Origin of the sequence: Kitasatospora sp. NPDC057692, from assembly GCF_042799475.1 — a bacterium.
Classification (GTDB): Bacteria; Actinomycetota; Actinomycetes; order Streptomycetales; family Streptomycetaceae; genus Kitasatospora.
The window spans coordinates 13,256-34,561 of sequence record NZ_JBHVIV010000074.1; the positions used below are offsets into that span (position 1 = coordinate 13,256).

General features: G+C 75.0%; 18 protein-coding genes. 7 read left to right on the forward strand and 11 right to left on the reverse strand.

Annotation, left to right across the window (positions count from 1 at the left end):
- Nucleotide 1 precedes the first annotated feature (1 nt).
- From ACFVFS_RS31380 to ACFVFS_RS31395, 4 genes are read right to left on the reverse strand one after another with little or no spacing between them, the layout of a single operon-like run.
- Nucleotides 2-757, reverse strand: coding sequence for a response regulator (locus ACFVFS_RS31380; protein ID WP_380628208.1), 756 nt, complete (start codon nucleotides 755-757; stop codon nucleotides 2-4).
- On the reverse strand, nucleotides 715-2,028 hold the full coding sequence (locus tag ACFVFS_RS31385; RefSeq protein ID WP_380628209.1) for a histidine kinase: 1,314 nt from the start codon (nucleotides 2,026-2,028) through the stop codon (nucleotides 715-717). The genes ACFVFS_RS31380 and ACFVFS_RS31385 overlap by 43 nt, the downstream gene beginning before the upstream one ends.
- Nucleotides 2,025-3,101, reverse strand: coding sequence for a hypothetical protein (locus tag ACFVFS_RS31390; RefSeq protein WP_380628210.1), 1,077 nt, complete (start codon nucleotides 3,099-3,101; stop codon nucleotides 2,025-2,027). The genes ACFVFS_RS31385 and ACFVFS_RS31390 overlap by 4 nt, the downstream gene beginning before the upstream one ends.
- Nucleotides 3,098-3,784, reverse strand: coding sequence for a hypothetical protein (locus ACFVFS_RS31395; protein WP_380628211.1), 687 nt, complete (start codon nucleotides 3,782-3,784; stop codon nucleotides 3,098-3,100). The genes ACFVFS_RS31390 and ACFVFS_RS31395 overlap by 4 nt, the downstream gene beginning before the upstream one ends.
- Before the next feature lie 229 nt (nucleotides 3,785-4,013).
- Here ACFVFS_RS31395 and ACFVFS_RS31400 point away from each other — a divergent pair, with 229 nt between their 5' ends.
- The 4 genes from ACFVFS_RS31400 (at nucleotide 4,014) to ACFVFS_RS31415 (ending at nucleotide 9,883) form a co-directional block, all read left to right on the forward strand.
- Nucleotides 4,014-5,174 carry a CaiB/BaiF CoA transferase family protein gene (locus ACFVFS_RS31400; protein ID WP_380628212.1) on the forward strand — a complete coding sequence of 387 codons (1,161 nt, stop codon included), beginning with the start codon at nucleotides 4,014-4,016 and terminating at the stop codon, nucleotides 5,172-5,174.
- Between the two features lie 27 nt (nucleotides 5,175-5,201).
- Nucleotides 5,202-6,344 carry an acyl-CoA dehydrogenase family protein gene (locus tag ACFVFS_RS31405; RefSeq protein ID WP_380628213.1) on the forward strand — a complete coding sequence of 381 codons (1,143 nt, stop codon included), beginning with the start codon at nucleotides 5,202-5,204 and terminating at the stop codon, nucleotides 6,342-6,344.
- 106 nt (nucleotides 6,345-6,450) lie between these two features.
- On the forward strand, nucleotides 6,451-7,665 hold the full coding sequence (locus ACFVFS_RS31410) for an acetyl-CoA C-acetyltransferase (RefSeq protein WP_380628214.1): 1,215 nt from the start codon (nucleotides 6,451-6,453) through the stop codon (nucleotides 7,663-7,665).
- A 40-nt stretch (nucleotides 7,666-7,705) separates the two neighbouring features.
- The gene (locus ACFVFS_RS31415; protein ID WP_380628215.1) at nucleotides 7,706-9,883 is read left to right on the forward strand and encodes a 3-hydroxyacyl-CoA dehydrogenase NAD-binding domain-containing protein; all 2,178 of its coding nucleotides are present in this window, start codon (nucleotides 7,706-7,708) and stop codon (nucleotides 9,881-9,883) included.
- Between the two features lie 26 nt (nucleotides 9,884-9,909).
- Here ACFVFS_RS31415 and ACFVFS_RS31420 read toward each other — a convergent pair whose 3' ends face one another.
- The 6 genes from ACFVFS_RS31420 to ACFVFS_RS31445 form a co-directional block, all read right to left on the reverse strand.
- Nucleotides 9,910-10,644 carry a MerR family transcriptional regulator gene (locus tag ACFVFS_RS31420; RefSeq protein WP_380628216.1) on the reverse strand — a complete coding sequence of 245 codons (735 nt, stop codon included), beginning with the start codon at nucleotides 10,642-10,644 and terminating at the stop codon, nucleotides 9,910-9,912.
- Nucleotides 10,645-10,840: 196 nt separating this feature from the next.
- Entirely contained in the window at nucleotides 10,841-11,890 is a 1,050-nt protein-coding gene (locus ACFVFS_RS31425) for an isopenicillin N synthase family dioxygenase (RefSeq protein WP_380628217.1), read from the reverse strand.
- 332 nt (nucleotides 11,891-12,222) lie between these two features.
- The gene (locus tag ACFVFS_RS31430; RefSeq protein ID WP_380628218.1) at nucleotides 12,223-12,987 is read right to left on the reverse strand and encodes a MerR family transcriptional regulator; all 765 of its coding nucleotides are present in this window, start codon (nucleotides 12,985-12,987) and stop codon (nucleotides 12,223-12,225) included.
- Nucleotides 12,988-13,257: 270 nt separating this feature from the next.
- Complete coding sequence (locus ACFVFS_RS31435) at nucleotides 13,258-14,277, reverse strand: acetamidase/formamidase family protein (RefSeq protein ID WP_380628219.1); 1,020 nt, start codon at nucleotides 14,275-14,277, stop codon at nucleotides 13,258-13,260.
- The gene (locus ACFVFS_RS31440) at nucleotides 14,274-15,701 is read right to left on the reverse strand and encodes an APC family permease (protein ID WP_380628220.1); all 1,428 of its coding nucleotides are present in this window, start codon (nucleotides 15,699-15,701) and stop codon (nucleotides 14,274-14,276) included. The genes ACFVFS_RS31435 and ACFVFS_RS31440 overlap by 4 nt, the downstream gene beginning before the upstream one ends.
- Before the next feature lie 159 nt (nucleotides 15,702-15,860).
- Nucleotides 15,861-16,976, reverse strand: coding sequence for a substrate-binding domain-containing protein (locus tag ACFVFS_RS31445; RefSeq protein WP_380628221.1), 1,116 nt, complete (start codon nucleotides 16,974-16,976; stop codon nucleotides 15,861-15,863).
- A gap of 111 nt (nucleotides 16,977-17,087) precedes the next feature.
- On the opposite strand from ACFVFS_RS31445, the gene ACFVFS_RS31450 reads away from it, so the two are divergent.
- Both ACFVFS_RS31450 and ACFVFS_RS31455 read left to right on the forward strand, forming a co-directional pair.
- Complete coding sequence (locus ACFVFS_RS31450) at nucleotides 17,088-17,537, forward strand: MarR family winged helix-turn-helix transcriptional regulator (RefSeq protein WP_380628222.1); 450 nt, start codon at nucleotides 17,088-17,090, stop codon at nucleotides 17,535-17,537.
- Between the two features lie 451 nt (nucleotides 17,538-17,988).
- Entirely contained in the window at nucleotides 17,989-19,665 is a 1,677-nt protein-coding gene (locus ACFVFS_RS31455; RefSeq protein WP_380628223.1) for a trypsin-like serine protease, read from the forward strand.
- Between the two features lie 65 nt (nucleotides 19,666-19,730).
- On the opposite strand, the gene ACFVFS_RS31460 is transcribed toward ACFVFS_RS31455, so the two are convergent.
- Entirely contained in the window at nucleotides 19,731-20,660 is a 930-nt protein-coding gene (locus tag ACFVFS_RS31460; protein WP_380628224.1) for an oxygenase MpaB family protein, read from the reverse strand.
- Between the two features lie 166 nt (nucleotides 20,661-20,826).
- On the opposite strand from ACFVFS_RS31460, the gene ACFVFS_RS31465 reads away from it, so the two are divergent.
- The gene (locus ACFVFS_RS31465; RefSeq protein ID WP_380628225.1) at nucleotides 20,827-21,225 is read left to right on the forward strand and encodes a YciI family protein; all 399 of its coding nucleotides are present in this window, start codon (nucleotides 20,827-20,829) and stop codon (nucleotides 21,223-21,225) included.
- Nucleotides 21,226-21,306: the final 81 nt, after the last annotated feature.

Here is a 21,306-nt window from a genome sequence, read left to right on the forward strand (position 1 = left end):
TTCAGCCCGGCAGCACGAACCCCGACTCGTACGCCGCGATCACCGCCTGGGTGCGGTCCCGCGCCCCCAGCTTGGCCAGCACGCCGCCCACGTGCGTCTTGACCGTCTCCTGGCTGAGCACCAGCCTCGCGGCGATCTCCCCGTTGCTGAGCCCGGCCGCCATCAGCCGCAGCACCTCCCCCTCCCGCCCGGTGAGCCGCCCGATCGGGCCGCGGTCGGGCGCCGGACGGGAGGCCCGGGCGGTCGGCGCCGCGTACCGCAGGGCCAGGTCGCGGACGGCCGCCGGGAACAGCAGCGAGTCGCCGCGCGCGATCAGCCGCACCGCCTGCACCATCTCCTCGGCCCGCGCCCGCTTCAGCAGGAACCCGGCCGCCCCCGCCCGCAGCGCGTCGTAGACGTGGTCGTCGTGCTCGAAGGTGGTGACCACCAGGATCCGGGGCGGTTCGGCCATCCCGGAGACCAACTGCTCGGTGGCCCGGATGCCGTCGATCCCCGGCATCCGGACGTCCATCAGCACCACGTCCGGCCGCAGCGCCCGGACCAGCGGGACCACCTCGGCGCCGTCGGCCGCCTCGCCGACCACGGTGAGGTCCGGCTCGGCGTCGATCACCACCCGCAGGCCGGTGCGCACCAGCCGCTCGTCGTCGGCGATCACCACCCGGACCGGCCCGCCGGCCGCGGCCCCCGAGCCCTCCGCGCCGTACCCGTCGTCGTTCACCGCTCTCCTCCCACCGGCAGCCAGACGGCCAGCCGCCATGTCGTCCCGTCGTTCACCGGCCCGGCCTCGAAGCCGCCGCGCAGCGCCGCCGCGCGCTCGCCGATCCCGCGCAGCCCGCGCCCGCCGCCGGGCCGGCTGGGCCGCGGCCGGCCGAGCGGGTTGGTCAGTTCGATCTCCAGCCGCCCGCCGGCCGGGGCGACCCGCAGCCGGGCGGGCGCGGGTCCGGCCGGTCCGGCGTGCCGCAGCACGTTGGTCAGGCCCTCCTGGACGATCCGGTAGGCCTCGCGGGAGAACGCGGACGGCAGCCGGTCCAGGCCGGGGGCCAGCTCGGCGTCCACCGCCAGCCCGGTCCGGGCCAGCTGCCGCAGCAGGTCGTCCAGTCCGGCGAGGGTCGGTCCGGCCGGCCCGGCCGTGTCGCCGTCCGCCTCGCGGAGCAGCCCCAGCACCGCGTCCAGCTCGGCGACGGCGTCGCGCGCGGTCTCCTCGATGGCGGCCAGCGCCTCCGCCGCGAACTCCGGGTCGGAGCGCAGCACCCGGGCGGCCGCCGAGGCCTGGATGCCGACGGCGCTCAGCGCGTGGCCGACCGAGTCGTGCAGCTCCCGGGCCAGCCGGTTGCGCTGGGCGAGCACGGCGGCCCGCCGTTCGGCGGTGGCCAGCCGCTCGTCCGGGGTCGGGCCGAGCAGTACGGGCGCCCACCGCGCCAGCAGCGCGCCGAGCCCGGCGCTGGTGCCGACGATCAGCGCGAGCAGCGCGCCGCCCAGCACCGGCCCGGGCAGCCAGCCGGGCACGCCGCGGGCCTCCCAGAACCGCACCGCCTCCTCGAAGCCGGTCGGCCGGAGGATCAGCACCACCGCGAACGGCGCACCGGCCAGCGTCATCCCGCTGACGACGCCGCCGAACAGCAGGTGCAGCACGAACCACGCCGCCGTCCGCCGCCGGGCCGCCCAGGACCGGGCCGGTCCGGTGACCACCTCGGCGGCCCGCCGGGGCGCGCACAGCGCCAGGGCCGCCGCGCCCTCCAGGGCCCGGACGGTCGGGACCAGGGCGGTGACGGCGGCCATCGGGAGCGAGGCGGCGAGCGCGGCGAAGTAGAGCAGGACCTGCACCAGGGAGCCCTTGCGCGGGTCCAGCGCGCCCAGGGCGACCGTCGACAGCATCCAGTACGGCATCAGCAGTGCGCCGCCGAGCACCAGGTGCACCCAGCGCAGCCGGGCCCGCCGTCCGAGCAGCGCACCCGCCGCCCGCCGCAGCGCGTCGCCGCCGCGCCCGTCCCGCGCCCGCGTCCGCGCCCGCCCCGCCCCCGTGATCACTTCGCCGACTCTACGTCAGCCCTCGCGGCGGGGCCGACCGTTGCGGCGGACCACGCGGTGTCCGGGACGGCGCCCGCCGCCGCCCGCTCGGCCAGCGCGACCGCGCCCACCGCCAGCACCAGCAGCCCGGCCACCACCTGCCCCGCCTCCACCAGCGGCAGCAGCCCCGGCACCGCCTCGCGCGGGTCGGCGGAGGCCGTGACGGACGTCCCGAAGGCCACCAACTGCCAGGCGCCCCAGGCGAACACCGACCCCGCCGCGGTCCACACCACCGCCAGCGGCCCGCACAGCCGCCACCCCGGCCGGCGCCGGAACACCAGCACCAGCAGCGCCGCCACCGCGGTCACCGCCATCCCGGCCGTCACCGCGTCCATGACCGCCATGCCCCGGCCGCGCTGCTCCTGCCACACCACCGGCAGCCCGGCCGAGCCGCCGGACGCCCAGTACAGCCGGGCCGCCGCGACCCCGGCGGCGAGCAGCGCGGCGACGCAGGCGAAGGCCCGCTGGGTGGTCAGCGTGGGGGAGTCCGGCAGGTCCCCGATCCGGTCGCGGCGCAGCAGCCCGGCCCAGCGCTCCCGCGCGTACAGCAGGAAACCGGTGATCAGGGCCGGCCCCTGGACGGCGAATCCGCCGTACACCAGGGTGAACACCCAGCCGCTGGGCCCGTCCTCGGCGCCGGGCCCGGCGGCCTCCGGGCCGAGGACCAGGGCGGACAGCAGGAAGAGCGGCAGGGCGACCAGGATGGTGCCGAGCAGACCGGTCGCGACCCACATCGGGAAGGCCAGCAGTCCGGCGGGCACGCGCCGCCCCCACGGCCGGACGAACGCGAGCGCCAGGGCGACGGCCACGGCGTCCATGCCGAAGGTGAGCAGGTTGAGCAGCCACAGGTCGTCCATCGCCTCGGAGTCCCCGACCCCGACCGGGTGGCCGGTCAGCCAGAGGAGCTTCAGGGTGAGGTAGGGCACGGTCGCGGCGACGGCCGTCCAGGCCGCGGCGGTCCGCACCCGGCCGACGGGTGCGGTGGCGGGTGCGGTGGCGGGGGAGACGGGGAGGAGCGGAAGCGTCGAGGTCATGCCCCCACGCTCCCGCGTACCCGCCCGCCCGTACGTCCTGCGGCCGTCCGATCCGCCTCCCCCGCCGGGGGGATCCGGCGGGGGAGGCGGCGGTCCTCGGGGAGGAGGGGACCGCTGGGGGACGATCGGCTCGCAGCCGATCGCCCGTCCGGCGGCTGCGAGGAACTGCGTCCACACGGCCCCGGTGACGGGCAGCAGGGCGTGGTCCCCGCGGCCAGGCCCGCGAGCCCGACCGCGAGCCGGGCGATCCCCTCCGCGTGGTCGCCGTCCTCCCCGTCGTGCCCGGCGCCGACCGTCGCCCGCAGTCCGGCGGGACAGCCCTCCGGGAGCAGCGCCCGCGCGCCGCCCGGCGTCACCGCGCCCACCGCGCCGCCCTCGGCGAAGAGCCGGGCCGCCGGGCGCGCCTCGGCGCCCGCGCTCCGGGACACGGAGAGCCCGAACGAGACGCTCCGCCCGGTGTCCCCGAACAGGCCGGAGCTCACCGCGGCGCGGCAGTACCGCGCCGGGTCGACGGCGGCCGGGGCGTAGCCGGCGGACTTCTCCTCGCTGATCCGCCCCGGCCCCAGCGCGTCGTGCACGGCGTCGGCGCTCGCCGCGCCGCCGCACACGCTGTCCGGCCCGAGGGCGTTGGTGAACGCGTACAGCAGGACCCCGGACACCCCGGCGGTGATCGCCGGCAGCACGCCGGCCGCCCGCAGCCGCAGCGACCGGGTGGTGAACCCGCGCCTTCATCAGGCCGCGCATCGGGTCGCCCCGGCGGCCGGTGACGGCGGAGTGGTCCGGGCCCCAGAACTCCTCGCCCTCGCGCCCCGTCCGCGCCGGGCCCGAAGGTCTTGTTACTGAACGGTCGCTTCCCTATCATCGCGAGTGTGACAGCTTTACTGTCAGACTTCGTCGACCCCCGGAGGGGCAGTGGCGCCCGAACCTGACAACGGCGGGGGCGGCGGACCGCTGTCCGGCGTCCGCGTGGTCGAACTCGCCGGAATCGGCCCCGGGCCGTTCGCCGCGATGCTGCTGGGCGACCTCGGCGCCGACGTCGTCCGGGTCGACCGGCCCGAGCCCTCGCCGCTCGGCATCGACCCGCCGTACGACGTCGCGGGCCGCAACAAGCGCTCGGTGGTCGTCGACCTCAAGTCCCCCGAGGGGCCGGGCCTGGTGCTCGACCTGGCGGCCCGCGCCGACCTGCTGATCGAGGGCTACCGGCCCGGCGTCGCCGAGCGTCTCGGTGTCGGCCCCGAGGCCTGCCTGGCCCGCAACCCCGCGCTGGTCTACGGGCGGATGACCGGCTGGGGCCAGCACGGACCGCTGGCCGCCCGGGCCGGGCACGACATCGGGTACACGGCGGTGTCGGGTGCGCTCGGCCTGGTCGCGCCGCCGGCCGCGGACGCCGCCGAGGGGCCGCCCGCGCTGCCCGCCAACCTGCTCGGCGACTACGCCGGCGGCTCGCTCTACCTGGTCGTCGGCCTGCTCGCCGCCCTCCACCACGCCCGCGCCACCGGGGCCGGCCAGGTCGTCGACGCCGCCATCGTCGACGGCGCCGCCCACCTCACCGCCGTCCTCCAGGGGCTGCTGGCCGGCGGGCGGTGGCAGGACCGGCGCGGGGTCAACCTGCTGGACGGCGGCGCGCCGTTCTACGCCGTCTACCCGGCCGCCGACGGTGGCCACCTCGCGGTGGGCGCCCTGGAACCGAGGTTCTACGCCGAGTTCGCCCGGCTGCTGGAACTCGGCCCGGACGCGCCCGGCCAGTGGGAGACCGCCCGCTGGCCCGAACTGCGCGCCCGGATCGCCGCGCGCTTCGCCGACCGCCCCCGGGCCGACTGGGAGGCCGTCTTCGCGGGCTCCGACGCCTGCGTGGAGCCGGTGCTGACGATGCGTCAGGCGCACGTCCACCCGCATCTGGCGAGCCGGGCGACGTACGTCGAGGTCGACGGCGTCACCCAGCCCGCCCCCGCCCCGCGGTTCTCCGCCACCCCAGGCGCGCTGCGCCGCCCGCCGGCCCGGCCGGGCGCCGACACCGCCGGGGTCGCCGCCGACTGGGGCGTGCCCGGCCTCGCCGCGCCGCCGACCGCCTGAACCGCCCACCCCGCCAAGGAGCCTGCCGTGCAACGCGACCTCTTCACCGACGAGCACGAGGACTTCCGGACCACCGTCCGGGCCTATCTCGCCAAGGAGGTGCTGCCGCACTACGACCGCTGGGAGAAGGCCGGCATCGTCGACCGCGAGGCCTGGTCGGCCGCCGGCCGGCAGGGCCTGCTCGGCCTCGCCGTCCCCGCGGAGTACGGCGGCGGGGGAACCGCGGACTTCCGCTACGCCGCCGTGCTGGCCGAGGAGTTCGCCCGGGCCGGCGCCTCCGGCCTGGCGCTCGGCCTGCACAACGACATCATCGGCCCCTACCTCACCTCGCTCGCCACCGAGGAGCAGAAGCGCCGCTGGCTGCCGGGCTTCTGCACCGGCGAGCTGATCACCGCCATCGCGATGACCGAGCCCGGCACCGGCTCCGACCTCCAGGGCATCCGGACCCGGGCGGTCGACCACGGCGACCACTTCCTGCTCAACGGCGCCAAGACCTTCATCTCCAACGGCATCCTCGCCGACCTGGTGGTCGTGGTCGCCCGCACCACCCCCGAGGGCGGCGCGCACGGCCTGAGCCTGCTGGTCGTCGAGCGCGGCACGCCAGGCTTCGAGCGCGGCCGCAACCTCGACAAGATCGGCCAGAAGGCCCAGGACACCGCCGAGTTGTTCTTCCACGACGTCCGCGTCCCCAAGCGGAACCTGCTCGGCGAGCCGAACCAGGGCTTCCTGTACCTGATGCGCAACCTCGCCCAGGAGCGGCTCACCATCGCCGCCGCCGCGATCGCCGGCGCCGAGCACCTGGTCGAGATCACCACCGCCTACGTCAAGCAGCGCGAGGCGTTCGGCCGACCGCTGGCCAAGCTCCAGCACGTCCGTTTCGAGATCGCCGAACTGGCCACCGAGTGCGCCGTCACCCGGGCCTTCGTGGACCGCTGCATCACCGAGCACAACCGCTGCGCGCTCACCCCGGCGGACGCCTCGATGGCCAAGTGGTGGGCCACCGAGCTGCAGAAGCGCACCGCCGACCGCTGCCTCCAGCTCCACGGAGGCTACGGCTACATGGCCGAGTACCCGGTGGCCAGGGCGTTCACCGACGGCCGCATCCAGACCATCTACGGCGGCACCACCGAGATCATGAAGGAGATCGTGGGCCGCTCCCTGCTCGACTGAACCCGAGAGCTCGACCGAGCCTCCGAGTCCGACCGAACCCCCGAGTCCGACCGAACCCCCGACCGGTCTCCGGCGCCAACCCCGCTGCCCCGAAAGGCTCCCCACCGTGACCACCGAAGCGTACGTCTACGACGCGATCCGCACCCCGCGCGGCCGGGGCAAGGCCACCGGCTCCCTGCACGGCACCAAGCCGATCGACCTGGTCGTCGGCCTGATCCACGAGCTCCGCCGCCGCTTCCCCGGGCTGGACCCGGCGGCGATCGACGACATCGTGCTCGGCGTGGTCAGTCCGGTCGGCGACCAGGGCTCCGACATCGCCCGGATCGCCGCCATCGCCGCCGGGCTGCCCGACACCGTCGCCGGCGTTCAGGAGAACCGCTTCTGCGCCTCCGGCCTGGAGGCCGTCAACCTGGCCGCGGCCAAGGTCCGCTCCGGCTGGGAGGACCTCGTCCTGGCCGGCGGCGTCGAGTCGATGTCCCGGGTGAAGATGGCCTCCGACGGCGGCGCCTGGTTCGCCGACCCGATGACGGCCTACGAGACCGGCTTCGTGCCGCAGGGCATCGGCGCCGACCTCATCGCCACCATCGAGGGCTTCTCCCGCACCGACGTCGACGCCTTCGCCGCGGAGTCCCAGGCCCGCGCCGCCAAGGCCCAGGCCGAGGGCCTGTTCGACCGCTCGGTGGTGCCGGTCCGCGACCGCAGCGGCCTGGTGGTGCTGGACCGCGACGAGTTCATCCGCCCCGGCACCACCGTCGAGACGCTCGCCGGGCTGAAGCCCTCCTTCGCCGCCATCGGCGAGGCCGGCGGCTTCGACGCCGTCGCCCTGCAGAAGTACCACTGGGTGGAGGCCATCGACCACGTCCACCACGCCGGCAACTCCTCCGGCATCGTCGACGGCGCCGCCCTGGTCGCCATCGGCAACCGGGAGGTCGGCGAGCGCCACGGGCTGCGGCCGCGCGCCCGGATCGTCTCCGCCGCCGTCTCCGGCTCCGAGCCGACGATCATGCTCACCGGCCCCGCGCCCGCCACCCGCAAGGCGCTCGCCAAGGCCGGGCTGACCGCCGCCGACATCGACCTGGTGGAGATCAACGAGGCCTTCGCCGCCGTCGCCCTGCGCTTCATCCGCGAGATGGGCTTCTCCCCGGAGCAGGTGAACGTCAACGGCGGCGCCATCGCCCTCGGCCACCCGCTGGGCGCCACCGGCGCGATGCTGATCGGCACCCTCGTCGACGAGCTGGAGCGGCGCGACCTGCGCTACGGCCTGGCCACCCTCTGCGTGGGCGGCGGCATGGGCATCGCCACCGTCGTCGAGCGCGTCTGACCCCCGTCCTCCTCCTCACCTCCTCCGGAGTTCCGAACCCATGAGCGACACCACCACCATCCGCTGGGAGCAGGACGGGGACGGCGTGGTCACCCTCGTCCTCGACGACCCCGCCCAGTCCGTCAACACCATGAACGAGGCGTTCACCGCCGACTTCGAGGCCGTCGTCGCCCGGCTGGCCGGCCTCGCCGCCGACGGCGGGCTGTGCGGCGTGGTCGTCACCTCCGCCAAGAAGACCTTCTTCGCCGGCGGCGACCTGCGGATGCTCTCCGCGGCCCGCCCCGAGGACGCCGCCGCCGTCTTCGAGAAGTCGATGCGGATCAAGCGCGCCCTGCGCACCCTGGAGACGCTCGGCAGGCCGGTCGTCGCCGCGGTCAACGGCAGCGCGCTCGGCGGCGGCCTGGAACTGGCCCTCGCCTGCCACCACCGGATCGCCCTGGACACCCCCGCGAGCCGGATCGGCCTGCCCGAGGTCACCCTCGGCCTGCTCCCCGGCGGCGGCGGGATCGTCCGGACCGTCCGGCTGTTCGGCATCACCGACGCCCTGCTGAAGTTCCTGCTGCAGGGCCGCCAGTACCGGCCGGCGCAGGCCCTCGAACACGGGCTGGTGCACGAACTCGTCGACACCCCCGAGGAGTTGTCCGCCCGGGCGCGGGCCTGGATCGAGGCCAACCCGGCGCCCGTCCAGCCCTGGGACGTCAAGGGCTACAAGATCCCCGGCGGCACCCCCAGCACCCCGGCCCTCGCCGCCAACCTGCCCGCCTTCCCCGCCAACCTGCGCAAGCAGCTGGCCGGCGCCCCCTATCCGGCGCCGCGCAACGTGCTCGCGGCGGCCGTCGAGAGCGCCCAGGTGGACGTCGACACCGCGATGGTGGTCGAGGCCCGCTACTTCACCGAGCTGGCCTGCGGGCAGACCAGCACGAACATGATCCAGGCGCTCTTCTTCGACCTCCAGGCGGTCAACTCCGGCGCCGGACGGCCCGCTTCGGTGGAGAAGCGGACGGTCCGCAAGGTCGCCGTGCTGGGCGCCGGCATGATGGGCGCCGGCATCGCGTACGCCTGCGCCAAGGCCGGGATCGAGGTGCTGCTCAAGGACGTCACCCGCGAGGCGGCCGAGCGCGGAAAGGCCTATTCGGAGGGCCTGCTGGCGAAGGCGGTGGCGCGCGGGCGCAGCACCGAGGCGCAGCGCGACGCGCTGCTCGCCCGGATCACCCCCACCGCCGAGGCCGCCGACCTGGCCGGCTGCGACGCGGTGATCGAGGCGGTCTTCGAGAACCCCGAGCTGAAGCACAAGGTGTTCCAGGAGATCGAGGGCGTCGTCGCGCCCGACGCCCTGCTCTGCTCCAACACCTCCACCCTGCCGATCGGCCTGCTCGCCCAGGGCGTGCGGCGCAGTGCCGACTTCATCGGCCTGCACTTCTTCTCGCCGGTCGACAGGATGCAGCTGGTGGAGATCATCCGCGGTCCGGAGACCGGCGACGAAGCGCTGGCCCGGGCCTTCGACCTGGTCCGGCAGATCGCCAAGACCCCGGTGGTGGTCAACGACTCGCGCGGCTTCTTCACCTCCCGGGTGATCGGCCAGTTCATCAACGAGGGTGTCGCCATGATCGGCGAGGGCGTGGAGCCGGCCAGCGTCGAGCAGGCCGCGGCCCAGGCCGGCTACCCGGCCAAGGTGCTCGCGCTGCTCGACGAGCTGACCCTCACCCTGCCGCGCAGGATCCGCGACGAGTACCGGCGGGCCGTCGAGGAGGCCGGCGGCGAGTGGACCGCGCACCCGGCGGACGCGGTGGTGGACCGGATGGTCGACGAGTTCGGCCGCCCCGGCCGCAGCGGCGGCGCCGGCTTCTACGAGTACGACGAGAACGGCGTGCGCGGCCGCCTCTGGCCGGGCCTGCGCGAGCACTTCACGCGCGCGGACGTCGCCGTCCCGTTCGAGGACCTCAAGGAGCGGATGCTGTTCAGCGAGGCCCTGGACTCGGTGCGCTGCCTGGAGGAGGGCGTGCTCACCTCGGTCGCGGACGCCAACGTCGGCTCCATCCTCGGCATCGGCTTCCCGGCCTGGACCGGGGGCGTGCTCCAGTACGTCAACGGCTACCCGGGCGGCCCGGCGGGCTTCGCGGCGCGCGCCCGCGAGCTCGCCGCCGCGTACGGCGAGCGGTTCGCGCCGCCCGCCCTGCTGGAGCGGATCGCCGCCGAGGGCCGCACCTTCACCGACTGATCGGCGGCCGGCTCACCGGTCGGCGCTCATCCGGGCGGGGCGGCCCGCCGCTCCTCGGCGGCCGCCTCGCCCAGCTCCTCCCGCAGCGACCGCTGGAACGCGGTCACCAGCGCCTGCGCCACCATCGGCTGGATGTGGTCGGTGAGCGCCTTCATCCGCTCCACGTCGTCCGGCGCCGGCTCGCTCTCCCGGTAGGGCTTCCACACCGTCTCCCGGAACATCCGGTGCAGCTCCCGGGCCGTCGCCCGGCTGTGCTCCACCACGACCGCGCGCGCCGCCAGCAGCGTCTCCAGCGGGATCGGCACGTCCAGGATCCGCACCCCCAGCGGCAGCAGCCCCGGGTCCACCCGGAACACCTCCGGATCCGCCGTCCGCTCCAGCGCCCCCATCGCGGCCAGCCGGTCCAGCTGCTCCTCCGACAGCCGCCGCCCGGCCCGCCGCTCCACCTCCTCCCGGCCCGCCTCCTCCGGCACCTCCGGCGTCCACGACGCCACCAGCGCCCGGTGGATCGCGAGGTCCAGCGGCGTGGAGTCGCGCGGCAGCCGCGCCAGGTACCGCTCGATCGCGGCCAGCGTCAGCCCCTGCCGCTGCAGTTCCTCGATCAGCCCCAGCCGGTCCAGGTGCTCCGCCCCGTACCACCCCACCCGCCGGGCCCCCAGCACCGGCGGCGGCAGCAGCCCCTTCGTCCCGTAGAACCGCACCGTCCGCACCGTCACCCCCGCCCGCGCCGCCAACTCGTCCACCGTCAGCCGCACCTCCACCCCCGCCTCCCGTCCGTAGCACCGTCACTGTGACACCAGCAGTGTGACACCGCTGTCCCACCCGGTCCACGCTCCGGTCCAAGCTCCGTCCGCGCCCCGCACCGGCCCCGCACCGGCCCCGGACGCGCCCGGGCCCGCGCTCCGCGGGGGAGCGCGGGCCCGGTGCGGGTCGCGGCGTGGCGGGTCGCGGTGCGGATCAGGCGGCGAGGTCGGGGTGGTGGCGGCGGGTGACCTCGGGGTGGGCGCGGGTGTAGCCCTTCCACTCGTTGAAGCCGAAGTCGGCGTAGAGCGGATTGGCCGGGTCCTGGGTGGCGCCGGGGGCGTGGTGGGCGAGCGGGAAGTCCAGCGGTTCGACGTGGGCGTCGAGGCGCGGGTTGTAGAAGAACGGGACGGAGTAGCGCTCGCGGGCACCGGGCGGGCTGACCACGCGGTGGCTGGTGGCCTTGAGGTAGCCGTCGGTGGCCACCTCCAGCAGTTCGCCGAGGTTGACGACGAAGGCGCCCTCCAGCGGCGGGACGTCCAGGAAGGTGCCGTCCGGGCGCTCCACCTGGAGGCCGCCGACGGTGTCCTGCAGGAGCAGGGTGATGAAGCCGTAGTCCTTGTGCGCGCCGACGCCCTGGGCGGCGCCGTCGGGCGCGGTGCCCGGGTAGCGGACCAGCTTGAGCCGCAGGTGCGGGTGGCCGGCGAAGGCGGGGTCGTAGAAGTCGGGGCGGGCGCCGATCGCGGTGAGGAGTTCGTGCAGCAGCGTGCGGGCGACCGCGCCGAGCCGGTCGATCCAGGCCAGGGCGGCGGTCCGCAGCTCCGGGAGCGCGGCCGGCCACTGGTTGGGGCCCTCCAGCCACCAGTACGGCGGCTCGCCGGGGGCGGGCACGTGCGGCGGCAGCTCGGCGCCGATGTCGAGCTGGTCGCGCCAGTCCCGGCTGCCGCCGGTGCGCTCGTCGCCGGTGCGGGTGTAGCCGCGGTAGTGCGGGGAGTGCAGGTTGGCGACGGCGAGGCGGTCGGCCTCGGGGAGGGCGAAGAAGGCCCGCATGGCCCCGGTCAGGGCGGCCGTCTCGGCCGGGGTGATCCCGTGGCCGACCAGCTGGAAGAAGCCCACGCCCGTGGCCGCGGCGCGCAGCCCGTCGTGCAGGCGGGTGCGGTCCTCCGGGCTGCCGCCGGCGAGCGAGAGGTCGATCACCGGAAGGGCGTCGAGAGGGGCCTCGGCGGGGGCTCCGACGGGGCTGGTGGAGTGGTACTGCTGCGTCATGGGTGACATCCGCTGGGTCTCGTCCCGGCCGGCTCCGGTGGTGACCGGGGACGCCGGGACGCGCCTGGTGCGGCGGGTGTGCCCGGGGCCGGGAGGGGGGACGCGGCCGCTGCGGGCCGCGCTGAGGGTGAGGGGGTGCGAGGTTCAGCCGGAGCGTCGACAGGACATGCTGGTCACGCGGAGCAGGTCCACGTGGCGGCGGCGAACGAGAAGAGTCACCCCACCAGCCTAGATCACCCGTTCGGGCGAGGGCGGCGGGCGCCGCGGAGGCGGGCGCGAGCGGGTCCCGTCCACCCGCCCGCGCCCGCCCGGCCCCCGGCGGGGCCGCCTGGCTAGGCCGACAGCGTCGCCGCGTACGCCTCGATCGCGTCCCGCTGGTACGCGGCCAGCCCCGGGGCGATCGACTCGTACGCCGCCCGCCACGGCTCGTTCTCCACGCAGGCCCGCCCCATCGCCCGGAACTCCGCCGGCGGGACCGGCTGGATCGCGGTGAGCGCCCGGTACTGCGCGGCGATCTCGGCCTGCACCGGCTCGGCGTCGGCCGGAGTTCCGGCGGCCATCAGCTCGGCGAGCCTGATCATCAGCGCGGTGCGCTCGCGCTGGCCCGCCTCGACCTCCTCCGCGGTCAGCTCCGCGGTGGCCCGCCGGGTGGCCTCGGCCAGCCCGGGGAACGCGCCCACGCCCTCGTCGTAGTCGGATGCCCGGATCCCCTCGAAGAGGTTCTCGGGCCGGTTGATCGCGGTCACGGCCGTACCGTCCTTCCTGGATCGCTCCAGATCGGTGATCGTGCGGGCGACCGTCGCGGCCAGTTCGTCCAGCCGGTCGCGCTCGGCGAGCAGCCGGCGGTGGTGGCCGCGCAGCGCCTCCAGTTCGTCCACCCGGGTGGCCAGGACGCGGCCGATCTCCGACAGCCCCAGGCCGAGCGCCCGCAGCACGAGGATCTGCTGGAGGCGCAGCAGCTGCGGCTCCTCGTAGTAGCGGTGGCCGTTGGCGCCGATCCCGGCGGGCGGCAGCAGCTCGATCTCGTCGTAGTGCCGCAGCGTCCGGGCGGTCACCTTGGACATCCGGGCGACCTCGGCGATCGGCCAGGCAGCCATTCCGCTCTCCCCCACGTCGTTCACCGGGCCGGTCCGTCCGGCCCTGGCCAGGACGGTAGTGGCTGCCGTTGCGGCAACCTCAAGTCCGGCGGCGGCGCGTCCGCCCGGCGGCATCGGGCCGGGGCCCGCCCGCCCGGCGGACAGGGCGAAGCCGCCGTCGGGGCAGGGGAGTTGCCTCGACGGCGGCTTCGAAGGAACCGGGAGCCGGCCGGGCCGGGAGTCAGCCGGGAGTCAGCCGGGGATCCGCTGCCCGGGGATCCTGACCGCTCTTCAACGCGCCCGGAGGTAGGCGGCGCCGGCCTCCCGGAGCCGGTCGTGCAGGCCGTCGTACGCCCGGGTGCGGCCCAGCAGGGACTTGGGCAGCTTGGCGGCCATCGTGTAGTTGGTGTCGCACACGTTGGCCGCCGGGGCCAGGCCGGCCTGGCTGACCAGCTGGTAGGCGTCCAGCACCTCCAGGCCGAGCAACCCGCCGCTCCAGTGGACGAGATCGTGCTGGCTGATCCGGAAGGCGTCCTCCAGCGGCCGGGCCGAGCCGGTGGAGATCAGGTACCGGTCGTTCTCCAGCCGGGGCCAGGCCGGACCGCCGCCCTTGATGAGGTCGATCACCACCGTGGTGCGCATCGCCGTCTCGACCGCCGTCCCGCACACCTCGCCCTCGCCCTGGCGGGCGTGGCCGTCGCCGATGGCGAGCAGTCCGCCGGGCACGTTGACGCCGAAGTAGGCGGTGGTGCCGGCCCGCATCTCGGGGGTGTCGAGGTTGCCGCCGTGCGCGCCCGGGGTGATCGACATCAGGGTCTCGCCACCGGCCGGGGCGACGCCGACCGTGCCGTGCATCGGGTCCAGCGGGAGTTCGGCGGTGAAGTCGCTGTTGCGGGCCCGGAAGCGGCAGACGCCGGCCGCGACGTCCAGCTCGTACACCCAGACCCGCTCCTCCAGCGGGGCGTGCAGCATCGCCGTGGAATGCGTGGTGGTGAGCGCGCCGAAGTGCGGGAAGGTGCTGGAGACGCCCCAGTCGCGGGCCGGGGTGATCTCCACGAAGTGCACGGCCAGCGTGTCGCCGGGCTCGGCGCCGGCCACCGCGATCGGCCCGGTGACCGGGTTGAGGTAGGGGAACTCGCAGACCGCGCTCGGCAGGTCGGCGAAGTCGCGGACCCGGCCGCCGAAGCAGTCCTCGGTGGTCAGCTCGACGATCGTGCCGGGCTGGACGGTCACCAGCGGGGCGCGTCCGCCGAAGGTGTAGGCGTAGTCCTCGGGGGTGGGGGAGAGGGTGACGACGTCGGGCAGGTTCACGGGTGCTCCTTGCGGGGGGAGGGGTCGGGGGTCGCGTCGGCGGCCACCGCCGCCAGGTTCGGGCGGCGGCCGGACAGCAGCAGCCCGGTCAGCACCAGCCCGCCGATCGCCAGCCAGACGAAGCCGAGCCGCTGGGCGGCGATGTCCGCGTTGATCACCACGTACGCGAGGATCGCGAAGCCGATGACCGGGGCGATCAGGTGGCGCCACCAGTCGCGGCTGCGGCGGCGGAACACGTAGTGCACGACCACGGACACGTGCAGGACGAGGAAGGTGGTCAGCGCGCCGAAGTTGACCAGCGTGGACAGCAGCGTGATGCCGTCCTCGCGCGAGGCGGTGTAGAGGCCGAGGACGAGCGAGACGCCGGCCGTCAGCAGGGTCGCGTTGACCGGGACGCGGTGGCGCGGGTGGACCTTGGCGAGGAAGGCGGGCAGCTGGCGGTCGCGGGCCATCGCGAACAGCAGGCGGGAGGTGGCCGCCTGGGCGACCAGGGAGTTGGCGAAACCCCAGGCCACGGCGGTCGCGGCGGCGGTGACGGTGGCGAGCCAGCCGCCGGCGGCGACCCGCGCCGCGTCGTAGAAGGCGGTGCCGTCCGGGTCGCCGTCGGCGATCAGCGCGCCGGGGTCCGGGACGAGCAGCGAGGCGATCCAGGTCTGCACGATGAACAGCGAGCCGGCCAGCAGCAGCGCGGCGATCATCGACCGGCCGATGGCCTTGGTGGAGTCCCGGTTCTCCTCGGAGAGGGTGGAGATGCCGTCGAAGCCGAGGAAGCTCAGCACCGCCACCGACACCGCGCCGAACACCAGGCTCCAGGAGAAGGTCTGCGAGTTGTAGACGGGGGTGAAGTCGAAGCCGCGGCCCTTGCCGGAGGCCAGCGCCGCCACGCCGAAGCCGATGAACACCACCAGCACGACCAGCTCGCCGATCAGCATGGCCTTGTTGACCTTGGACGTCATCTCGACGCCCAGGTAGTTGACGGCGGTGTTCAGCAGCACGAAGCCGACCAGCCACAGCCAGACCGGCACCGCCGGCACCAGCGAGTTCATCGCCACGCCGGCGATCAGGTAGAGCAGGCCGGGGACGAGCACGTAGTCCAGCAGGATCATCCAGCCGGACAGGAAGCCGACCGGCGCCGCGATGCCGCGCCCGGCGTAGGTGTAGACCGAGCCGGCCATCGGGAAGGCCCGGGACATCTGCGCGTAGGAGAGGGCGGTGAACATCATCGCCACCATCCCGAGCGCGTAGGCGAGGGCGACCATGCCGCCCGAGCCCTGGAAGACGCTGCCGAAGATGCCGAAGGGGGCGATCGGCACCATGAAGACCAGTCCGTAGACCAGCAGGTCGGTGAACCGCAGGGAGCGGCGGAGCTCCTGTTGGTAGCCGTAGCTCTCGATGCCGGCGGGGGAGGCGGGTGCTTCGGACATGTGGGGGCTCTCTTCCGTGACGACCCGTGGCGGGGCGACCCGAGTCGGGACCCGAGGGGAGGGGACCCGTGGTGGTGGGGAGACACTAGAGCCAGTTATTTCCAAATGGAAGGGTAATCGGGGTGTCGTCCGCATAACGGGCACGTCCGGAACCGGGGCCTACGGCAGGACGGCGAACCCGAGCCCCTCCGCCCGGGCCAGGTGCACCCCGCCGCGGGCCGGCCCCAGCGGCGCCCGCGCCCAGGCCCGCCGCACCGCCGCGCCGTCACCGCGCAGCAGCCGCGCCGCCGACCGCGCCAGCCCGCCGTCCGCGACCAGCTCCCCGCGCGCCGCCAGCGCCGCCACCAGGTGCAGTCCGTCGTACAGTCCGACCGCGTAGGCGTCCAGCACCGGCGCGTACGGCCCGAACAGCGCCCGGTGCCGCTCCGCCAGCCGCACCCGCCGCTCCTCGGTGAGCGAGGCGAACGACGGCATCGCGGCGTACAGCATGCCGGTGCCGTCCCCTCCGTACGCCAGCAGGCTGTTCTCCTCCAGCGCGCCGGACAGCCGCACCAGCCGGCGGTCCAGGCCGCTGCGGCGCAGCGCCCGGTTGAACCGGACCAGGTCGGCGCCGATCAGGCTCAGCAGCAGCGCGTCCGCCCGCTCCGCGCGCAGCGCGTCCAGCAGCGGTTCCAGCGCCCGCTCCGCCGTCCCGAACGGCAGGTACCGCTGCAGCACCACCCGCGCCCCGGCCCGGGCCACCGCCTCCCCGGCCGCCCGGTGCACCGCGTGCGGCCAGATGTAGTCGTTGCCGACCAGTGCCCACCGGCGCAGCCGGTGCCGCGCGGTGAGCCGCTCCACCACCCCGTCCAGCTGCCGCGCCGGGTCCGCCCCGGTGCAGAACACGCCCGGCAGCCGGTCGCCGCCCTCGTGCGGCGGTGTGTAGACGTACGCCGTCCGCCCGGTGGTGACCGCCTCCAGGGCCCGGTGGACGTCGCTGGAGTGGCAGCCGGCCACCGCGTCCACCGCCCCGGCGTCCAGCAGCAGCGCCACCTCCCGGGCCACCGCGGCCGGCGCGCCGCCCCCGTCCACCAGCACCAGCTCCAGCGGCAGCCCGCGCACCCCGCCGCCCGCGTTCACCTCGTGCGCGGCCAGCAGCGCCCCGTCCAGCGCCGACGGCCCGGTCAGGCCGAGCGGCCCGGACTGCGGCACGACCAGGCCCACCCGCAGCGCGGGCGCCTCCCGGGGGAGGTACCGCGCGTCGAGCGGCTCCAGCAGCTTCACATCGGCGCTCATCGCTTGCGAGTATCGTCATGGCAGCCGATCCGGCCAAACGAGGGCGGAACGACCGGGGCCAGCGACCGGGGCCCGTGACCGGGACCAGCGACGGGGAAAAGAGACACGGCCATGACACCACCAGCCACCACCCCCGCCCCCGCCCCCGCCGCCGTCGCGACCGACCAGCCGCTGCTGATCGAGCTCCTCACCGTCGCCCAGCGCCGCCTCGCCCGCGATCTCGCCGCCCGGCTGGAGGCCGAGGGCTGCACCCTCGACCAGTGGCGCGTGATGCGCGCCCTCACCGAGGGAGCCGGCCGCTCGATGGGCGAGCTCGCCCAGGCCCTGCTGATCCCGCAGGCCAGCCTCAGCCGCATCGTGGACGCCCTCGCCGAGGCCGGCTGGGTCTACCGGCGCCAGGACGAGCAGGACCGCCGCCGCATCACCGCGCACCTCTCCCGGGTCGGCCACACCCGCCTCGTCCGGCTCGACGCCCTCGCCGCCGCCCACGACGCCGCCGTCCGCACCGCCTGCGGCAGCCACGACCCCGGCCCGCTGCTGCGCCACCTCACCGGGGTCTAGCGCCCCGCCCCGGGAACTCCGAAGGCCCGCCACCGGTACCAGCGGTGGCGGGCCTTCGCCGTCCGTCCCCCGTCCGTACCCTGGTGATCGCCGGACATGCGGGCGGCGCGGGCGAATGGCGGGAAATTCCCCGGTGGCTTGAATTCGCCCCTGGAGCGGGCCGGGTGATTCGGCCGGCTGCGGCGTCAACCGGATCAAATCGTACACTTCCTGACGGATCATCCTGGGTGTACGAAGTTTTTCCCGAAGGCCCTCGGAAACGGCCCGGTGCTGGTGATATCAATGTGACTGGTCGGTCCACGGTGGCAATCGGGGGAGATGCGTGGTCGGTCCCTGTTCGGGTGCGAAGGCACCTCGTCGGGACGATTCCCCTCCTTTCTCCTGGCCGGGCGGCCCGCCGTCGATTCCTGGACGAACGCATTCGCTCCACCACGCAGAAGAGGAGAAGGAAATGCCCACGGCTCGTCGCCGTTCCGCCCGCCTGCTCGGGTCGCTGACCGCGGCCGCGGCGATCGGCACGCTCGTCAACCTCTCGGTCGCCCCGGCCGGCGCCGTGTCCGGCACCCCGTCCGCCGACGGCTCGTACGCGTACACCGCGCGGATCGCCGTCGGCGACAACTTCCGCACCTGCACCGGAGCCCTCGTCGACCGGAGCTGGGTCGTCACGGCGGCGTCCTGCTTCACCGACGACCCCGCCCAGCCGGCGACCGTGGTGGCCGGGGCGCCGAAGTGGCGCACCACCGTCACCCTCGGCCGCACCGACCTGGCCGCCACCGGCCAGGGTGTGACCGTCGAGGTCGGCGAGCTGCTGCCGGACCCCGGCCGGACGCGGGACCTGGTCCTGGCGCGGCTGGCCACCCCGGTGGACGGCATCGCCCCGGTCAGGGTCGCCTCGACCGCGCCGGCCGCCGGGCAGCAGCTCCGGGTGCCCGGCTACGGCCGCACCAAGACCGAGTGGTCCCCGCTCCGGCTGCACAGCGGCCTCTTCCGGGTCGACGCGGTGCGCCCCACCGGGCTGGACACCACCGGCCTGGCCGGCGCCGCGGTCTGCAAGGGCGACACCGGCGCGCCGGTGCTCCGCGAGACGGCCGGCGGCGCGGTCGAGCTGGTCGCCGTCGCCTCCCGCTCCTGGCAGGGCGGCTGCTTCGGCAGCACCGAGACCCGCACCGGCGCCGTCGACTCCCGGGTCGACGACCTGGCCGGCTGGATCGAGCAGGTCCGGCTGGCCACGCCCGGCTGGAAGACCCGGGCCCTGGTCCGCGGCGGCGCCGACCTGTACCAGGCGACCCGCTTCCAGGACGGCGCCTGGACCTCCTACGAGAACGTCCAGGCCAAGGCCGGCGACATCGGCGGCGTGCGCACCTCGGCGGTGGCCGGCATCAACGGCGACACGCACGTCCTCGCGCAGGGCGCCAACGGCCACCTGTACCACACCGTCCGCAGCGCGAACGGGACCTGGGCTGGCTTCGGCGACCTCAACACCAACGTCGGCGACCTGGGCGGGATCACCCGGGTGGCCGCCGCGTCGATCGGCGCCGACCTGCACGTCGTCGTCCTCGCCGACGGGCAGCTGTTCCACAGCGTCCGCGACGCGGCCGGCCACTGGACGGGCTTCGGCCGGGTCTTCGACGCCACCGGCCCGCTGAGCGGCATCACCTCGCTCGCCGTCGCGAGCACCGGGAGCGAGCTCCAGGTCGCCGCCGTCTCGGGCGGGAAGGTCTACCACACCAAGCGCGTCGCCGACGGCAACTGGGGCGCCTGGGGCGCGGTCGAGGCCGCGGCCGGTGCCACCGGCCCGGTCAGCGAGGTGGCGATGGCCCGCCAGGGCGAGGACGTCAACCTCGCCGTCGTCACCGACAACGGCGCCGGCGTCCAGCACACGATCCGCTTCGCGGACGGCACCTGGCAGCCCTTCCGCTCGCTGAACGGGATCCTCGGCCAGGTCACCGTCACCGGGATCAGCGCGGCCGGCGTCGACTCCGAGGTCCGCTTCGCCGTCGACACCGCCGACAACAGGGTCCTGACCGTCGCGCGGCTCGCCGGCGGCGGCTGGAGCGCCCCGCAGGCCCTCGCCACCGAGTCCCTGCCGGGCAGCCACACCGGTACGGCCCTCACCGGCACGCTGTAGGCGCCACTCCGCGGAACACGGCGGACGGGACTCCGGTCCCGTCCGCCGTGTTCCGTGTGCCGTCCTCAGTCCTCGTCCCCGCCCCCGCCCGCCGGGGTGTGCGGGAACGGGCAGCCGCCGGAGGAGGACCCGGCGGCGCCCTTCTCCTCGAAGGTCCCCAGATCGCTGATCCGGTAGCCGTACGGGTACCCGGGGTAGCTCTTCACCTGCCAACCGTCCCGTCCCAGGTGCGGCCGGCGGCGCGGCGGCAGCAGCCGCACGAAGCGCCCGCGCAGCCGCATCCCCGTCCGGACGGCGCGGCGCAGCGCGGCCGGCGGGGCCGGGTAGCCGAAGGCCTCGCGCAGCGGGTCGTCGAGCAGGCAGACCGAGGAGGTCCGCATCGACGGCCGGACCGGCGCCGGGTACCAGGAGGCCATCAGGCCGAGCGTGGCGTCGGAGACCGCCCGGCTGCCCGGGTCGAAGGCGAAGTGCTCGCGCTCGTAGTCGTCGAGCAGCCGCTCGAACTCCTCGTACGTCTCCGGGATGCCGCTCAGGCCCATGTGCCGGCCCAGCTCGCGGTAGTAGTTGACCGCCGCCCGGATCTCGTGCGGGGACAGCCGGCGCCAGCCGTAGTCGTCCAGCCAGCGCTTGGGCGTCACCACGAAGGTGGCGAGCACGTACCGGAAGTCGTCGTTCGTGATGTCGTACCGGCGGTGCATCCGGTTCATCCGGCGGATCGCCTCGCGCCCCTGCGAGGAGTCGAAGCCGTGCTCGACCACCGCCTCCAGGATCAACAGGGTGTCGTCGTACCGCTTCTGGGTCCGCCCGGTGAACTCGCCGGTCCGTGCGAGCAGTCGGCCGATGCTGGGGACGGCGTAGGTGCGGTAGAGCGCGAAGCCGAGCGACTGGGTGTAGTCCCAGGGGAACTCGTACCAGCTGCTGATCCGGTAGATCTCGGTGAACTCGGTCTCCGGGTCCATGCGCTGAATCCGCTTCAGCCAGTCGTATCGCTGCACGGATCCCGACCCTAGGGGCCGCTCGGGGCCCGGTCAACGGCGTCGTGCCGGGGCCCGCCGGGGGAACCGCCGGCCTCCGTTCCTGGAATTTCCGGGGGGATGTCGAGAACGCCCGGCGTGCTCCGACCCTCCTGTGAGAGCCTGCGGACGACGAAGGAGTGCAACGATGAAGTACATGCTGCTGATGCAGTTCAGTGCGAAGGACGTCGACTTCCCGAAGGTCGAGGAGTGGCCGGCCGAGGACATCCGGGTCCACGTGCAGTACATGCGGGACCTGAACGTCGAACTCGCCGGCACCGGTGAACTCGTCGACGCCCAGGGCCTGGACGCGCCGGCGACCGCCCGGATCGTCCGCGCGAACGGCGGCGCGCCGGTGGTCTCCGACGGCCCGTTCGCGGAGACCAAGGAGTGGGTGGCCGGCTGGTGGGTCGTCGACTGCGACGGCGAGCCGCGCGCGGTCGAGATCGCGGCCAAGGTCTCGGCCGCCCCCGGCCCGGAGGGCAAGCCGCTCGACATGCCGGTCGAGGTGCGCCGGATCATGTCCGAGCCGCCCGCCGAGGTCTGAGCGCGACCGGCCCGGTGCTCTTCGGGACGGCCTGCGGCGGATCCGTCCGCCGCGGGCCGTCCGCCCACAGCGATCAGCCGA

Excerpts from the sequence above, each read along its gene's own strand:
- ACFVFS_RS31380 (WP_380628208.1), bottom strand. The coding sequence starts at position 757 with ATGGCGGCTGGCCGTCTGGCTGCCGGTGGGAGGAGAGCGGTGAACGAC.
- ACFVFS_RS31390 (WP_380628210.1), bottom strand. The coding sequence starts at position 3,101 with ATGACCTCGACGCTTCCGCTCCTCCCCGTCTCCCCCGCCACCGCACCC.
- ACFVFS_RS31415 (WP_380628215.1), top strand. The coding sequence starts at position 7,706 with ATGAGCGACACCACCACCATCCGCTGGGAGCAGGACGGGGACGGCGTG.
- ACFVFS_RS31425 (WP_380628217.1), bottom strand. The coding sequence starts at position 11,890 with ATGACGCAGCAGTACCACTCCACCAGCCCCGTCGGAGCCCCCGCCGAG.
- ACFVFS_RS31430 (WP_380628218.1), bottom strand. The coding sequence starts at position 12,987 with ATGGCTGCCTGGCCGATCGCCGAGGTCGCCCGGATGTCCAAGGTGACC.
- ACFVFS_RS31440 (WP_380628220.1), bottom strand. The coding sequence starts at position 15,701 with ATGTCCGAAGCACCCGCCTCCCCCGCCGGCATCGAGAGCTACGGCTAC.
- ACFVFS_RS31445 (WP_380628221.1), bottom strand. The coding sequence starts at position 16,976 with ATGAGCGCCGATGTGAAGCTGCTGGAGCCGCTCGACGCGCGGTACCTC.
- ACFVFS_RS31450 (WP_380628222.1), top strand. The coding sequence starts at position 17,088 with ATGACACCACCAGCCACCACCCCCGCCCCCGCCCCCGCCGCCGTCGCG.
- ACFVFS_RS31455 (WP_380628223.1), top strand. The coding sequence starts at position 17,989 with ATGCCCACGGCTCGTCGCCGTTCCGCCCGCCTGCTCGGGTCGCTGACC.
- ACFVFS_RS31465 (WP_380628225.1), top strand. The coding sequence starts at position 20,827 with ATGAAGTACATGCTGCTGATGCAGTTCAGTGCGAAGGACGTCGACTTC.